14 protein-coding genes are annotated in these 15625 nt (G+C 71.1%); 7 read left to right on the top strand and 7 right to left on the bottom strand.

Annotated elements, in window-relative coordinates; translation table 11 throughout:
- Positions 1-25 precede the first annotated feature (25 nt).
- From argC to ACFWJX_RS34395, 5 genes are read left to right on the top strand one after another with little or no spacing between them, the layout of a single operon-like run.
- Complete coding sequence (argC, locus tag ACFWJX_RS34415; RefSeq protein WP_383250252.1) at positions 26-1054, top strand: N-acetyl-gamma-glutamyl-phosphate reductase; 1029 nt, start codon at positions 26-28, stop codon at positions 1052-1054.
- Positions 1051-2202 carry a bifunctional glutamate N-acetyltransferase/amino-acid acetyltransferase ArgJ gene (gene argJ, locus ACFWJX_RS34410; RefSeq protein WP_383250251.1) on the top strand — a complete coding sequence of 384 codons (1152 nt, stop codon included), beginning with the start codon at positions 1051-1053 and terminating at the stop codon, positions 2200-2202. The genes argC and argJ overlap by 4 nt, the downstream gene beginning before the upstream one ends.
- Positions 2199-3107: an acetylglutamate kinase gene (gene argB, locus ACFWJX_RS34405; RefSeq protein WP_383250250.1), complete on the top strand. Its 909-nt coding sequence runs from the start codon at positions 2199-2201 to the stop codon at positions 3105-3107. The genes argJ and argB overlap by 4 nt, the downstream gene beginning before the upstream one ends.
- The gene (locus tag ACFWJX_RS34400) at positions 3104-4315 is read left to right on the top strand and encodes an acetylornithine transaminase (protein WP_383250249.1); all 1212 of its coding nucleotides are present in this window, start codon (positions 3104-3106) and stop codon (positions 4313-4315) included. Before argB ends, ACFWJX_RS34400 begins: the two co-directional genes overlap by 4 nt.
- A gap of 7 nt (positions 4316-4322) precedes the next feature.
- Positions 4323-4865, top strand: coding sequence for an arginine repressor (locus tag ACFWJX_RS34395; RefSeq protein ID WP_383250248.1), 543 nt, complete (start codon positions 4323-4325; stop codon positions 4863-4865).
- A 228-nt stretch (positions 4866-5093) separates the two neighbouring features.
- On the opposite strand, the gene ACFWJX_RS34390 is transcribed toward ACFWJX_RS34395, so the two are convergent.
- From ACFWJX_RS34390 to ACFWJX_RS34360, 7 genes are all read right to left on the bottom strand, one after another.
- Positions 5094-5897, bottom strand: coding sequence for an FAD:protein FMN transferase (locus ACFWJX_RS34390; RefSeq protein ID WP_383250247.1), 804 nt, complete (start codon positions 5895-5897; stop codon positions 5094-5096).
- The gene (locus tag ACFWJX_RS34385; protein ID WP_383250246.1) at positions 5890-7023 is read right to left on the bottom strand and encodes an FMN-binding protein; all 1134 of its coding nucleotides are present in this window, start codon (positions 7021-7023) and stop codon (positions 5890-5892) included. Before ACFWJX_RS34385 ends, ACFWJX_RS34390 begins: the two co-directional genes overlap by 8 nt.
- Before the next feature lie 59 nt (positions 7024-7082).
- Positions 7083-8465 carry a ferric reductase-like transmembrane domain-containing protein gene (locus ACFWJX_RS34380; RefSeq protein WP_383250245.1) on the bottom strand — a complete coding sequence of 461 codons (1383 nt, stop codon included), beginning with the start codon at positions 8463-8465 and terminating at the stop codon, positions 7083-7085.
- Between the two features lie 84 nt (positions 8466-8549).
- A complete protein-coding gene (locus ACFWJX_RS34375) occupies positions 8550-9266 on the bottom strand; it encodes a L,D-transpeptidase (protein WP_383250244.1) in 717 nt (238 codons plus the stop codon).
- Between the two features lie 81 nt (positions 9267-9347).
- Positions 9348-11048: a heme peroxidase family protein gene (locus tag ACFWJX_RS34370; protein WP_383250243.1), complete on the bottom strand. Its 1701-nt coding sequence runs from the start codon at positions 11046-11048 to the stop codon at positions 9348-9350.
- Positions 11049-11190: 142 nt separating this feature from the next.
- Complete coding sequence (locus ACFWJX_RS34365; protein WP_383250242.1) at positions 11191-11781, bottom strand: pyridoxamine 5'-phosphate oxidase family protein; 591 nt, start codon at positions 11779-11781, stop codon at positions 11191-11193.
- 112 nt (positions 11782-11893) lie between these two features.
- Positions 11894-12748, bottom strand: coding sequence for a hypothetical protein (locus ACFWJX_RS34360; RefSeq protein WP_383250241.1), 855 nt, complete (start codon positions 12746-12748; stop codon positions 11894-11896).
- Between the two features lie 215 nt (positions 12749-12963).
- On the opposite strand from ACFWJX_RS34360, the gene argH reads away from it, so the two are divergent.
- Both argH and ACFWJX_RS34350 read left to right on the top strand, forming a co-directional pair.
- Entirely contained in the window at positions 12964-14397 is a 1434-nt protein-coding gene (gene argH / locus ACFWJX_RS34355) for an argininosuccinate lyase (RefSeq protein WP_383250240.1), read from the top strand.
- Between the two features lie 177 nt (positions 14398-14574).
- A complete protein-coding gene (locus ACFWJX_RS34350; RefSeq protein ID WP_383250239.1) occupies positions 14575-15546 on the top strand; it encodes an aldo/keto reductase in 972 nt (323 codons plus the stop codon).
- Positions 15547-15625 lie beyond the last annotated feature (79 nt).

The following is a 15625-nucleotide window of genomic DNA, read 5'->3' as shown; positions in this document are numbered from 1 at the left end:
CATGCCATCCAAGAGGAGGGTGGACATGACGGTACGTGCGGCAGTGGCCGGAGCGAGCGGGTACGCGGGCGGCGAGGCGCTGCGCCTGCTCCTCGCGCACCCCGAGATCGAGATCGGTGCCCTCACCGGCAACTCCAACGCGGGTCAGAAGCTGGGATCCCTCCAGCCGCATCTCCTTCCCCTGGCCGACCGTGTGCTCCAGGAGACGACGCCTGAGGTGCTCGCCGGACACGACGTCGTCTTCCTCGCCCTCCCGCACGGACAGTCCGCCGCCGTCGCCGAACAGCTCGGCCCCGACGTCCTCGTCGTCGACATGGGCGCCGACTTCCGACTCGAGGACCCCGCCGACTGGGAGCGCTTCTACGGCTCCCCGCACGCCGGGACCTGGCCCTACGGCCTCCCCGAACTGCCGGGCGGCCGCGTCGCGCTGGAGGGGTCCAAGCGCATCGCGGTGCCCGGCTGCTACCCCACGGCCGTCTCGCTCGCCCTGTTCCCGGCGTACGCCGCGGGCCTGGCCGGGACCGAGGCCGTGATCGTCGCCGCCTCCGGCACCTCCGGCGCGGGCAAGGCGGCCAAGCCGCATCTGCTCGGCAGCGAGGTCATGGGGTCGATGTCGCCGTACGGCGTCGGCGGCGGGCACCGGCACACACCCGAGATGATCCAGAACCTCAGCGCGGCGGCGGGGGAGCGGGTCTCCGTCTCCTTCACGCCGACGCTCGCGCCGATGCCCCGCGGCATCCTCGCCACGTGCAGCGCCGCTGCCAAGGCCGGCGTCACCGCCGAGTCCGTGCGCGCCGCCTACGACAAGGCCTACGCCGACGAGCCCTTCGTGCACCTGCTGCCCGAGGGCCAGTGGCCCGCCACGGCGTCCGTCTACGGTTCCAACGCCGTTCAGGTGCAGGTCGCCCTCGACGAGTCGGTGGGCCGCATCATCGCGATCAGCGCCATCGACAACCTGACCAAGGGCACCGCGGGCGGTGCCGTCCAGAGCATGAACATCGCCCTCGGGCTCCCCGAGGCACTGGGACTTTCCACGATCGGAGTCGCACCGTGAGCGTCACGGCAGCCAAGGGATTCACGGCGGCGGGCATCGCCGCCGGGATCAAGGAGAACGGCAACCTGGACCTGGCCCTCGTGGTCAACACCGGGCCGCGCCGCGCCGCCGCGGGCGTCTTCACCTCCAACCGCGTCAAGGCCGCGCCGGTGCTCTGGTCCGAGCAGGTCCTCAAGAGCGGCGCGCTCTCCGCCGTGATCCTCAACTCCGGCGGCGCCAATGCCTGTACGGGACCGAAGGGCTTCCAGGACACGCACGCCACCGCCGAGAAGGTCGCCGAGGTCCTCGGCCTGGGCGCCGGCGAGGTCGCCGTCGCCTCCACCGGCCTCATCGGCCTCCTCCTGCCGATGGACAAGCTGCTCCCCGGGGTCGAGAAGGCCGCCGAGGCGCTGAGCGAGCACGGCGGCGAGAAGGCCGCCATCGCCATCAAGACCACCGACACCGTCCACAAGACGTCCGTCGTGACGAGGAACGGCTGGACCGTCGGCGGCATGGCCAAGGGCGCGGGCATGCTCGCCCCCGGCCTCGCCACCATGCTGGTCGTCCTCACCACCGACGCCGACCTGGACAGCGAGGCGCTCGACAAGGCCCTGCGCGCCGCCACCAGGGTCACCTTCGACCGCGTCGACTCCGACGGCTGCATGTCGACCAACGACACCGTGCTGCTGCTCGCCTCCGGCGCGTCCGAAGTCACCCCCGAGTACGCCGAGTTCGCCGAGGCCGTCCGCACCGTCTGCGACGATCTGGGCCAGCAGCTCATCCGCGACGCCGAGGGTGCCAGCAAGGACATCAAGGTCGAGGTCGTCAACGCCGCCAGCGAGGACGACGCCGTCGAGGTGGGCCGCTCCATCGCCCGCAACAACCTCCTCAAGTGCGCCATCCACGGCGAGGACCCCAACTGGGGCCGCGTACTCTCCGCGATCGGCACCACCAGGGCCGCCTTCGAGCCGGACCGGCTCAACGTCGCCATCAACGGCGTCTGGGTGTGCAAGAACGGCGGCGTCGGCGAGGACCGCGACAAGGTCGACATGCGCTACCGCGAGGTGCACATCGTCGCCGACCTCGCGGCCGGCACCGAGACCGCCACCATCTGGACCAACGACCTCACCGCCGACTACGTCCACGAGAACAGCGCGTATTCCTCATGAGCACCACCCGCAAGCACACCGCGCTGCCCAAGGCCCAGATCCTCATCGAGGCGCTGCCCTGGCTGACCCGGCACAACGGCAAGACGGTCGTCATCAAGTTCGGCGGCAACGCCATGATCGACGAGGACCTGAAAGCCGCCTTCGCGCAGGACGTCGTGTTCCTGCACCACGCCGGCCTCAAGCCCGTCGTCGTGCACGGCGGCGGCCCGCAGATCAGCGCCGCCCTCGACAAGCACGGCATCGTCAGCGAGTTCAAGGCCGGCCTGCGCGTCACCACCGAGGACGCCATGGACGTCGTACGGATGGTGCTGGCCGGGCAGGTCCAGCGCGAACTGGTCGGACTGCTCAACCAGCACGGCCCGCTCGCCGTGGGGCTGACCGGCGAGGACGCGCACACCATCACCGCCGTCAAGCACCAGCCCACGATCGACGGCGAGCTGGTCGACATCGGGCGGGTGGGCGAGATCACCGCGATCGACACGGGCGCGATCGAGGCACTGCTCGCCGACGGCCGTATCCCGGTCGTCTCGTCGATCGCCCGTAGCCAGGACGACCACCATGTCTACAACGTCAATGCTGATACGGCGGCTGCGGCACTCGCTGCTGCTCTGGGTGCCGAAACCCTCATGGTCCTCACGGACGTCGAGGGCCTCTACGAGGACTGGCCGAACTCCGACGAGGTGATCAGCCGCCTCACCGCTTCCCAACTGGAGAAGCTGCTGCCGGAGTTGTCCGCCGGCATGGTCCCGAAGATGGAGGGCTGTCTGCACGCCGTGCGAGGCGGCGTCACCACCGCCCGCGTCATCGACGGACGCGTCCAGCACTCGATCCTGCTGGAGATCTTCACCGACGAGGGCATCGGCACGATGGTCGTGCCCGACGAGAACGAGGGGGAGTCGTCATGAGCAACGCCGTCACGGGCAACGAGGAACTGACCACGCGCTGGCAGGGCGCCCTCATGAACAACTACGGCACCCCGCTGCTGCCCCTGGTCCGCGGTGAGGGCACCCGGCTGTGGGACGCCGACGGCAACAGCTACCTCGACTTCGTCGGCGGCATCGCGACCAACGCCCTCGGCCACGCCCACCCGGCGATCGTCGAGGCCGTGACCCGCCAGATCGGCTCCCTCGGCCACATCTCCAACTTCTTCATGGCCGAGCCCACCGTGGCCCTCGCCGAACGGCTCCTCCAGCACTTCGGCCGCGAGGGCCGGGTCTTCTTCTGCAACTCCGGCGCCGAGGCCAACGAGGCCGCGTTCAAGATCGGCCGGCTGACCGGGCGCACCCACGTCGTGGCCACCGAGGGCGCCTTCCACGGCCGCACGATGGGCGCCCTCGCGCTCACCGGGCAGCCCGGCAAGCGCGACCCCTTCCTGCCGCTGCCCGGCGACGTCACCCACGTCCCCTTCGGTGACGCGCAGGCATTGGCCGCCGCCGTCACCGACGAGACCGCGCTCGTCGTCATCGAGCCGATCCAGGGCGAACTCGGCGTCGTCGTCCCGCCCGCCGGCTACCTCAAGGCGGCCCGCGCGATCACCGCCGCCACCGGGGCACTCCTCGTCCTCGACGAGGTGCAGACCGGCATCGGCCGCACCGGGCACTGGTTCGAGTACCAGGCCCACGAAGGCGTCCTGCCCGACGTCGTCACCCTCGCCAAGCAGCTCGGCGGCGGGCTGCCGCTCGGCGCGACCGTCGCCTTCGGACGGGCCGCCGAACTGCTCCAGCCCGGCCAGCACGGCACGACGTTCGGCGGCAACCCCGTCGCCTGCGCGGCCGGACTCGCCGTCCTCGACACCATCGAGAACGAAGGGCTGCTGGAGAACGTCAAGCGGCAGAGCGAGAAGCTGCGGAACGGAATCGAGGGTCTCGGCCACCCGTTGATCGATTATGTCCGGGGCGCGGGTCTCCTCCTGGGTATCGTGCTCACCGAGCCGCTCGCGCCCCAGGTGCGCCAGGCGGCTCAGGAGGCCGGGTTCCTGGTCAACGCGCCCGCCCCCGACGTCGTACGGCTGATGCCACCGCTGAACCTCGGCGACGACGAGGTGGACGCGCTGCTCGAGGCGCTGCCCGGCATCCTCCAGGCAGTTGACGGGGACGGACGAACCGGGGAATGAGACGACGATGAGCCAGGCGCAGGACCACGAGCAGCCGGCGGCCAACGGGCCCGCCGTGCCGCAGACCCGCACCGCCCGCCACCGCCGGATCGTGGACATCCTCAACCGGCAGCCCGTGCGCTCGCAGAGCCAGCTGGCGAAACTGCTCGCCGACGACGGACTGAGCGTCACCCAGGCGACGCTCTCCCGCGATCTCGACGAGCTGAACGCGGTGAAGATCCGCAACAACGACGGCGACCTGATCTACGCGGTGCCCAGCGAGGGCGGATTCCGGACGCCGAGGGTCCCGCTGGGGGAGTCGGCGAAGGAGGAGCGGATGCGGCGGCTGTCGGCGGAGCTGCTGATCTCCGCGGAGGCATCCGCCAACCTCGTGGTCCTGCGTACGCCGCCGGGCGCGGCCCAGTTCCTCGCCTCGGCGATCGACCAGGCCGAACTGCACGACATCCTCGGCACGATCGCCGGCGACGACACGCTGCTGCTGATCAGCCGCGAGCCGACGGGCGGCCAGGCACTGGCGGACCACTTGCTGCGCCTGGCCCAGAACACGTGAGGCTCCGCCGGTCGGGGCGGTCCTTCGGGCGCGCGTGAGTGGGGGCTGGGCGCGCGTTTCCCCGCGCCCCCGGGGGTCGCAGTCACCCGCGTCGCCCGGCGTGCCGCAGGCTGTGGGCATGCGTGTCGCCTGGGGCGATGGGGGAGGGTGGGCGCAGGCGGCACCCCGTTGGCGCCGGGTCGCGCAACTCATCCCCCGGAGCCGGTCCACGGTCGGCCGATACCGGGGTCAGCCCAGCCGACGTGCCAAACCTCCCGTGCACCGCACCTCGTCCCCCGCCGTGATCAGCAGTGCCTCCACGTCCGGGAGTGACTCCAGCCACCGGAGCCCCTCCCGCGAACCCATGGCGAACGCGGCCGTCGCCCAGCAGTCCGCCCACGTCAGCCGCGGCGCGACGACGGTCACGGCGACGAGGTCGGTCACCGCGGAGCGGCCCGTGCGCGGGTCGACGATGTGCGCTCCCCGCTCCGCCGTCCCCGACGTGGCCACCGCCAGCTCGTCCGCCCCCGCCGCCGAGACGACGGCCGCCAGCCCACCGGGCCGCAGCGGGTCGGACACCCCGACCCGCCAGGGCCGGTCGGGACCGGGCACGCCCAGCAGCTGGACGTCCCCGCCCCCGTTGACGCTCACCCCGCTCACCCCCGCCGCGGCGATGACCCGCGCCGCCCGCTCGGCCGCCCACCCCTTGACGATCCCGGTGGGGTCGAGCCGGCCGCCCTGGTAGCGCATGCTGAACCAGCCCTCGCTGGCCCGCTCCGCCTCGGCGCCCAGCTCCAGCACCTCGGCCACTTCGGGGTCGCATGCGTCGACGGTCAGCTCGCCGCGTACGAGCCGGGAGATCTGACTGTCCTCCCGGTAGGTGCTGAACACCTCGTTCACCCGGTGCAGCCCGGCGACGGCCTCGTCGAGGGCCGCCCGCACCGCACGGGGTTCCCCGCCGCGGACGTCGAAGGAGAAGACGGTCCCCATGACCTCCTCCGCGTGCCGCACCACGGCGGGGGCCTGCGCCGATTCGGCCACCGTGTCAGCCACCGGCCTGGTCCAGCGCCGACTGGAGGGATTCCTTGTAGCCGCCACTGGTGTAGGTGGCGCCGGACACGGCATCGATGTCGGCGCTGCCGGCGGCCACGGCGGCCTGGTTGAGCTTGGGCACGGCGTTGGCGGTGATCTGGTCGCTCTGGCCGCCCTTGGGCGCCTGGACGGTCTCCGCCTTGGTGATCTTGCCGCCGCTGACGGTGATGCGGACCTGCACGGTCCCGTACTCCGTCTGTACGGCCTCCCCGGTGAAGGTGCCGCCCGCCTGGGCGTTCCCGGAGCCCTCCGGTGCCTTCGAGGCCTCGGGTGCCTTCGGCGCCTCCGGGGCCGTCGACCCCTCCTGCGCCCCCGAACCCTGCGCCCCCGCACTCGCGTTGGCCTTGTCGATCGCCGACTGGAGGGACTGCTTGTACCCGGTGCTGGTGTAGGTCGCCCCGGAGACGACGTCGATGTCGGGGCTCTGCTTGGTGACCACGGCCTGGTTGAGCTTGGGCACCGCGTCGGCGGTGATCCGGTCGCTCTGGCCGCCCTTGGGCGCCTGGACCGTCTCCGCCTTGGTGATCTGGTTGTTGCTGACGGTGATCCGCACCTGCACGGCCCCGTACTGCGTCTGCGCCGCGTCCCCCTCGAAGGTGCCGGACACCTGGGCGGTGCCGGCCGCCCCCTGGGAGGCCCCTGCGCTCGCCTTCATCTTGTCGATCGCCGACTGGAGGGACTTCTTGTATCCCTCGCTGGTGAAGGTGGCGCCGGAGACGGCGTCGATGTCGGCGCTCTGCGCGGTGAGGGCGGCCTGGTTGAGTTCGGGTACGGCGTCGGCGGTGATCCGGTCGCTCTGGCCGCCCTTGGGCGCCTGGACCGTCTCCGCCTTGGTGATCTTGCCGTTGCTGACGGTCACGCGGACCTGAACGGCGCCGTACTGCGTCTGTGATGCGTCACCGGTGATCGCCCCGGACACGGCCGCTCCGGCCCCGCCCTGAGCCGCTTCCTGTGCCGCCGCGCCCGCGCCGGCGGCCTGGGCGGAGCCCGGGTCCGACGACGGCTTCAGTGACAGCAGCAGCACGATCCCGGACACGGTGGCCGCGCCGGCGAGTACGACGCGCCGCAGAGGGTGGCTTTTCTTCATCGCTCCTGTTTCCCGTTGCTTCCCGTGTTGCTTCCGGTGGATCCGTGGATTTCCGTCGCTCACATCTCGAACGACTCGTGGTGGATGCGACGGGCGGGAACCCCGGCGCCGCGCAGTGCCGCGTACACGTTCTGGGCGAAGCCGGCCGGCCCGCACATGAAGACGTCGTGGTCCTCGATGTCCGGCAGCTTGCGTTGCAGGGACTCCGCCGAGATGTCGGGGCGTTCCCCGTCGGGGCTGTTGACCGCGTACATCAGCCGCGCCCCGCGCTCGTCGGCGATCTTCGCCAGCTCGTCCCACAGCGCCAGGTCCTGCGTGCTGTTGGCCCGGTAGAGGAGCGTGATGTCACCTTCCGCGCCGGGCAGCGTCTCGAACAGAGCCCGCATCGGCGTGATGCCGACGCCGCCGGCCACCAGCAGCACCTTGCCCTGGCTGCGCCGGGAGGCCGTCATCGCGCCGTACGGCCCCTCGGCCCACACCTTCACGCCGGGCTTCAGGCCGCGCAGCGCGGAGCTGTGGTCGCCGATCGCCTTGACGGTGATGCGCAGCAGCTCGGGGCGGGGGGCGGCCGACAGCGAGTACGGGTGGGAGCTGAACCGCATGCCCGGCGCCAGGAACCGCCACCGGAAGAACTGCCCGGCCTCCGCGCCGATCCGGTGCAGCCTGCGCCCGCCGATCAGCACCGACACGATGCCGGGCGTCTCCTCGATGACCGCTTCGACGTACATGCGGTGGCGCAGGTTCAGCCGGATCGGGGCGAGGATGCGGTACCACACGACCAGCGCGGTCACCGAGCCGTACAGCGCGTACCAGGCGGTCTTCGCGGCCGGCTCGACGGCGAAGTCGTTGCCGGTGGTGATCTGGTGCCAGAACGTCAGGAACACCGCGGCATACGTCAGCAGATGCACGTGGTACCAGGTGTCGTACGGCATCAGCCGGCGCACCGGGCCGATCGACGCCAGGCCGATGACCACCAGCAGGGCGGTGCCGATGGCGGCCTTGCCCATGTCGGGCAGTTGGTTCACGGAGTCGATGGTCTGCTGCACGATGTCGCCGAGCGACCTGCCGGCCTGGAGCGCGTATCCCCACATGATCAGGAACACGTGCGCGAAGGTGAGGCTGAGCGTGTAGCGGCCGGTCATCGCGTGCCAGCGGGCGACCCGGTCCGAGCCGACCCGGCGTTCCAGCGCGGGCACCCGGGCCATCTGGAGGACGACGAGCGCCATCAGGTATCCGGCGAGCAGGCCGGTGATCCGCCCGGCGTTGAGAATCTTGCCGCTGGTGTCCGAGATGGACGGGGTGTTGTTCCACCACAGCCACAGCACGCCCGCGGCGCCCGCCCAGACGGCGAGCAGCAGCGGGACGGCCGGGGAGCGGCGCGGGCGGATGCGGCGCATCGTCTGGCGGCGGGCGGCACGGCCGCCGGCGATCGTCGTGGTCACTGTTCCTCCGTGGGTACGGACCCTTGACCCACAGATACGGGCCGCAGTCGCCCGGTGTTCAGCGGCGCCCCGTCCGGTACGGGTTCAGTACCGGGTGACCGCCGTCCGCCCGCTGTCCGTCCCGATCGCCAGGTGGGGCCGGTGCGCCGGACGGGCCCAGGCGAGGACACGCCGCATCGCGCCGGCCGATACCGACACACAACCGGCCGTCGCCCCGCGCCCGTTGACGTGCAGGAAGATCCCCGCCCCGCGATCGCGCACCGGCTTGCGGTAGTTGAACCCGATCACCAGCGCGTGCGCGTACTGGGTCCGGTAGGTGATCAGGTGCTCGGACTCGGCGGCCCGGCAGTCGGCCGGCCGCGGCTCGGTCCACCGGTTGTAGGAGCGGGACGCGTTGTCCTGGCACCACCAGGAGTCCTCGCGCACGGGACGGTAGGCGTACGTCGTCCCGCGCGGCGGTGCCTGGACGCCGAACGCGAACGGGAGGTCGTACAGCCCGGTCGGTGTCGTGTTCGTGCCCTGCCGGCGTACGGCTCCTTCGACCAGCCCGTTCGCGCCGAACCGTGCCGGTGCGGAACCGGCCCGCACCCACCGGCCGTGCCGCAGGTCCCACCAGGTGAGCGTGCCGGCCGTGGCGCCGGTGTCCGGGGCCACGGCGGTGATCAGCTGGGTGCCGCCGCCCGTGTCCGCCATCCGCGCGGGCAGCGGCGGCGGTGGCGTCGGCCCGCCGGTGCCCGGAGCCGCCCCGAGCAGGAGCAGGGACGCACAGACGAGGGCGGTGGCGAGGGCACGAGGGCGCATGGTCAGACGCTAAGCGGCGGTGGCGGCACCGGCAGGCCGGGTGGGCCGACCGTGCGCGGCACCGCCGCCCTGATCCGCCGGTCAGGTCACCGGCCCCAGCGGGTTGAGCTGGTCCGCCCGGCCGTCGAAGGCGTACATCAGCAGGTCGGTCATCTCGAAGACGTCCTTGGCGTTGCGGTCCTCGACGGGGCTGAGGAAGGGCCGCCAGAAGGGGTCGCGGACGATGGAGTGCCGGCTGCCCTCGATGGCCCGGTGGAACACCTCGGCGACGATACGGCCGCCGACGCCGGTCAGCTTGCCGCCGCCCTTCACCTCGGCCTCGCGCAGGACGTAGAACCAGAGCGGGGCGTGCTCGGCTACCGTGTCCGCGAGGCCGGCGGAGAGCCGGGCACCGCCGCCCCGGACGAAGTCGGCCTTGGTGAGCGGCTCCACGTCGATCTTCCGGTCGTGGAAGTACGCGGCCATCTGCTGTCCCGTCGCGAGCCTCAGCATCGAGGCGCGGGTGAGGTTGCGGAAGGCGAGGTTCAGCTCGATCTCCGGCGGTGCGGGCTGCCCCCGTCCGCCGAAGGAGCCGAGCGGCAGGTTGGCGAGCGGGTTGACCAGCAGGGTGTCGATGCGCTTGGCGAGGTTGAACTGGCCTGCCGGAACCTGGAGTTCGGCTCGCTCCGGCACCGCCTCCTGGAAGGCGAACAGCCGTCGGAAGTCGGCGATCCAGTTGGTGGGCAGCCGCTCGAACTCGCCCGCCTCGGGGTCCGCCGGATCGGCGGGCGGCGGCGAGAGGATGCCGCTGGTGCCGCTGAACTGGAACAGCAGCTCCAGCGTGCCCTGGCCACGGTCGAAGATCCGGTTCCAGTTGTAGCGGCCGCGGACCATGCTGTGGCCCAGCCGGTAGGCGGCCACGGAGAACTCGATCGGCATGGTCGGCAGGTCGTGCTCACCCGCCGACGGCTCGACCACCCGGCGGCCGTTGCTGAAGACGTCTTCGACGACGTCGGGGTCGACGATCCTGCGCAGGAAGTCGTGGCGCAGCATCCACTGGTAGTGCTTGACGACCGTCTCGCGCGCCGACTCGAAGAGGACGGCGCTCGACACACCCTTGTCGACCAGGTCGGCCACCACACGGTTGTGGAAGCGGATGAACGCGGCATGGATCTGGGCGACGACCAGGTTCTCGTCGTTGCGCGGGTCCGGGATCAGCGGCCGGCGCCGCTCGGACCGCAGCGAGCCGGTGCCCACGCGGGGCAGGTCGAACCCGGCGAGGGGCCGGCCGACGATGGACGGGTCGTCCGGGACGCCCTGTGTCGTGCCCGACTTCAGCCGTAGGCCGTCGTCCTCGTAGAACCGGCGGTCGAAGCGGTGGTCGGGGCCGAGACCGTAGAGGGAGTCCAGGTCGAGGGCCGGGGAGCGGCCCTGGAGGAGCTGGCGGACGGTGATCTCGTCCTCCAGACGCACGGCGGTGGCGTCCAGGGTGAGGTCGTGGTCGACGAACTGGCCGAGATAGGTGAACCCGGCCGGGACCCCAGGCTGGTCGGGGTGGTCCCGGTCGGGGTCGGTCATCGCCCTGGCCAGCTCGGCGCGGGAGTTCCGGTCGAGCTGGTGGGCCGGCCGCGAGAGCGGGCCCAGCCGGGAGAACCGGAACTTGCGCAGCGCCGCCACGGTCGACGCGGCCTGCGGCTGTGCGGGTCCGCCGTCCTCCGACTCGCCGAGGATGCCCTCGCCGACGACGTAGAAGGAGGAGCGGACATGGCGTTTGCTCTGTGGTTCGCGTGCGGGTCGGAACATGTTTTCCCCCATGTGTCCACGAATGCGCGACAGCGCGCCCGTGCCGCCCCACGCTAGGCGAGTGGAAGCGCGGAAGGGAGAATTCCGTCAAATGCCCTAAGAAACACAACAGTTACCGGTCTCTACACATGACCCATGCGCGTCAAATCGGGCGCATGGGCAGAGGCAGAGGGAGTCCGGGCAGTCCGTCCATGCTCGTCGCGATGTGTTCCTTCTTCGCGAAGTACGCGCTGAGCGACTCGTCGTCCTCCCGCGCGAACCGCTTCGCGTGCAGATCGCGATCCTCGTCGTACGTCATGAAGGGCACCGCGTACCCGCAGGTGTCCCGGACGAGTTCGGCGTGCACGACGATGATCGCCCGCAGCCCGTGCGGGCTCGGGTCGATCTCGGGGAAGTGGGTGGTGAGGAGGTCCGTGAAGCGGGGGTCGTCGCGGAAGACGGGTTCGCCGCGGCCGTGCACCCGCACGATGTTGGGCGGTCCCTGGAACGCGCACCACATCAGGGTGATCCGGCCGTTCTCCCGCAGATGCGCGATCGTCTCGGCGTTGGAGCCGGCGAAGTCGAGGTAGGCCACGGTGTGTTCGTCGAGGACCGCGAACGAGCCCTTGAGTCCCTTGGGGGAGAGGTTCACCGTGCCGTCGCCGGACAGCGGCGCGGTCGCGGTGAAGAAGAGGGGCTGCTCCTCGATGAAGGTACGGAGTCTGCCGTCGATGCGCTCATAAGTCTTTCCCATGCCTAACGATTATCCGGGAAAGTCTTTCGAATGTCTAAGCGATTGCGTGATCCGGCGTCGCGGTGGCCGCCCCGGCCGACGTCCTTCGGGGCGGCCACCGCGACGTGTCACGTCACTTGTTGAGGGCGCAGGGTGCGAGGGCGTCGAGGCCTTGGGGCTTGGCGGCGGTGCGGCCGATGGCGGTCGCGATGCGGTTGACGGTCGCGACGCGCTTGTCCTTGAGGGGGCCCAGGATCGCGTTGTTGACGAAGTTGGGGCCGCCCTGGCCGACGGTGTCGACGAGGCGCTTGTTGGCTTCGGCGATCTGGGTGTTGAGCAGGGCGAGGTTGCGGTCCACCTCGGCCTTCGCCGTCGCGGGGATGGCGGGGAGCTGGGAGGCCACGTCCGGGCAGCTGATCGTGCCGGCGGCACCGGCGTTGCCCGCGTTTCCGCCGTTGCCCGCGTTTCCGTTGTTTCCGGCGTTCCCGGCCGGCTGGCTGGCCGCCGCACTCGGGGTCGCCGCGCCGCCGCCGTTGACGCCACCGCCGTTGAGGGCGCAGGGTGCGAGGGCGTCGAGGCCTTGGGGCTTGGCGGCGGTGCGGCCGATGGCGGTCGCGATGCGGTTGACGGTCGCGACGCGCTTGTCCTTGAGGGGGCCCAGGATCGCGTTGTTGACGAAGTTGGGGCCGCCCTGGCCGACGGTGTCGACGAGGCGCTTGTTGGCTTCGGCGATCTGGGTGTTGAGCAGGGCGAGGTTGCGGTCCACCTCGGCCTTCGCCGTCGCGGGGATGGCGGGGAGCTGGGGGGCCACGTCCGGGCAGCTGATCGTGCCGGGGGAGGCGAGCGTCTGGGCGTTCGTGCCGCTCTTCTTGGACGTCTCCCCGGCGAGGGCGGAGTTCACGACCACCGCGCCGGTCAGCGCCAGAGCGGCGGCGCCGCCGATGACCGCCACACGACGCTTGTTGTACTTCGGAAGGGCCCTGGACATGCGGATGCCTCACTTGGGTCAGGAGTGGGTTTACCAACGCGGCGCCAGCGTTCAGCGGTGAGTACGGGTAAGCGGTTGCCATTGTTCAAGGCATCTTCAAAACTCTTCGGAACTCGTCCGGTCCCGACTCTCCGGGCCACGTCGAATTGACGAATCATGCATAGCTCTGCATACTCATGCATAACGTTGAGGTGTAGCGGTGAGGAGCAACCCAAGTGAGCAGCAACAGCGGTGACGTACGGCTCTGGGGCGGCCGTTTCGCCGACGGTCCCGCCGAGGCCCTGGCGAAACTGTCCGCGTCCGTCCACTTCGACTGGCGGCTCGCGCCCTACGACATCGCCGGTTCGCGTGCCCACGCGCGCGTGCTGCACAAGGCGGGTCTGCTCACCGACGACGAACTGACGGGCATGCTCGGCGGCCTCGACCGGCTGGAGGCCGACGTGGCCTCGGGCGCCCTCGTCGGCACCATCGCCGACGAGGACATCCACACCGCCCTGGAGCGAGGGCTGCTGGAGCACCTCGGTCCCGACCTCGGCGGCAAGCTCCGCGCCGGCCGCTCCCGCAACGACCAGGTCGCCACCCTCTTCCGGATGTACCTGCGCGACCACGCCCGGATCATCGGCGCTCTGATCGCCGACCTCCAGGACGCCCTGATCGGGCTGGCGGAGGCCCACCCGGACGTGGCGATGCCCGGCCGCACCCACCTCCAGCACGCCCAGCCGATCCTGTTCGCCCACCACGTCCTCGCGCACGTACAGCCCCTGACCCGGGACGCGGAGCGGCTGCGCCAGTGGGACGAGCGCACGGCCGTCTCGCCGTACGGCTCGGGAGCCCTCGCTGGTTCCTCGCTCGGCCTGGACCCCGAGGCGGTCGCCGAGGACCTCGGCTTCGAGCGCGGCAGCGTCGGCAACTCCATCGACGGCACGGCCTCCCGTGACTTCGTCGCCGAGTTCGCCTTCATCACCGCGATGATCGGCGTGAACCTCTCCCGGATCGCCGAGGAGATCATCATCTGGAACACGAAGGAGTTCTCCTTCGTGACGCTGCACGACGCGTTCTCCACGGGCTCGTCGATCATGCCGCAGAAGAAGAACCCCGACATCGCGGAGCTGGCGCGCGGCAAGAGCGGCCGCCTGATCGGCAATCTGACCGGTCTCCTGGCCACCCTCAAGGCTCTGCCCCTCGCGTACAACCGCGACCTCCAGGAGGACAAGGAGCCGGTCTTCGACTCCTGCGACCAGCTGGAGGTCCTCCTCCCCGCCTTCACCGGCATGGTCGCGACCCTCACCGTCCACCGCGAGCGCATGGAGGAACTGGCCCCGGCCGGCTTCTCCCTCGCCACCGACGTCGCCGAGTGGCTGGTCAAGCAGGGGGTGCCGTTCCGGGTGGCGCACGAGGTCGCGGGCGAGTGCGTGAAGGCCGCCGAGGCCGAGGGCAAGGAGCTGGACGAGCTGACCGACGACCAGTTCGCGAAGATCTCCGCCCACCTCACCCCCGAGGTGCGCTCCGTCCTCAACGTCGCCGGCGCCCTCGCCTCCCGCGACGGCCGCGGCGGTACGGCGCCCAGCGCGGTCGCCGTCCAGCTCGCCGAGCTGAAGGCGGACGTGGCCGTCCAGCACCAGTGGGCGAACGCCAAGAAGAAGGGGTGAGGACAGCGCCCGTAAGGGGGGCGGGGCCGTATCGGCGTGCGGCTCCGCCGCGTGGGCGCGAGTGACCACCACGCGCCTTCACTCGCCGAAGCACCGCACGAACCTGCTCCGAGACGAAGGTCGTCGCGGGTTACGTTGGTCGGAAGCCGTACCCGAGCCGACCGAACGGAGCCCGCGATGCCCTTCGCGCGACTGGCCACCGCGACAACCCCCACCTGCCACCTCGGACTCGGTCTCGCAGCCGTCGGCCGCCCCGGTTACATCAACCTCGGCCGGGACCACGACCTGGGAGAGGACCGCAGCGTCGAGGCGCTGCGCGCCCGCACCCACGAACTCCTCGACGCCGCCTACGCGCAGGGCGTCCGCTACTTCGACGTGGCCCGTTCCTACGGCCGTTCCGAGGAGTTCCTCGCCGACTGGCTGGCGGCCCGTCCCGGCCTCGACGACATCGTCGTGGGCAGCAAGTGGGGCTACACCTACACCGCCGACTGGACGACCGACGCCGAGCGGCACGAGGTCAAGGACCACGGCGTCGGGACGTACGAGCGGCAGCGCGCCGAGACGGCGGCCCTGCTCGGCGACCGTCTCGACCTCTACCAGATCCACTCGGTGACCCCGGACAGCCCGGCCCTCACCGACAAGGAACTCCACGCGAAGCTGGCCGAGGCCGCGGCCGGGGGCCTCACCGTAGGCTTCTCCACCAGCGGTCCCGCCCAGGCCGACGCCATCCGCGCCGCCCTCGCCGTCGAGGTCGACGGCGCCCCCCTCTTCCGTACCGTCCAGTCGACGTACAACGCCCTGGAGACCTCGGCCGGGCCGGCCCTCGCCGAGGCCCACGACGCCGGACTCACGGTGATCGTCAAGGAGGGCATGGCCAACGGCCGCCTGGCGGAGCCTCACGCGCCGGACGCCCTCAGGGCGGTGGCCGAGGAGGCCGGGCTCGGCTGCGACGCGGTCGCCCTCGCGGTGATCCTGCGGCAGCCGTGGGCCGGGGTCGTCCTGTCCGGCGCCGCGACCGTCACCCAGCTGTCCTCCAATCTGCATGCCGCTGTCGTCGACCTCGACGAGGACCGGCTGACCCGGCTCGCGGCACTGACGGAGGAGCCGGGCGCGTACTGGGAACGGCGCGGCCGGCTGCCCTGGCACTGAGAGATCACCGCGGAGCGACCGACGTATGAGACGTGCACGCACTTGATGAGACGTTGATGTCTCACATGGGTTAGTGTTG

The organism is Streptomyces sp. NPDC058335 (genome assembly GCF_042723915.1).
Classification (GTDB): Bacteria; Actinomycetota; Actinomycetes; order Streptomycetales; family Streptomycetaceae; genus Streptomyces.
Note: the sequence above shows the minus strand (reverse complement) of the source record. Positions and strands in the feature narration are given on the sequence as shown.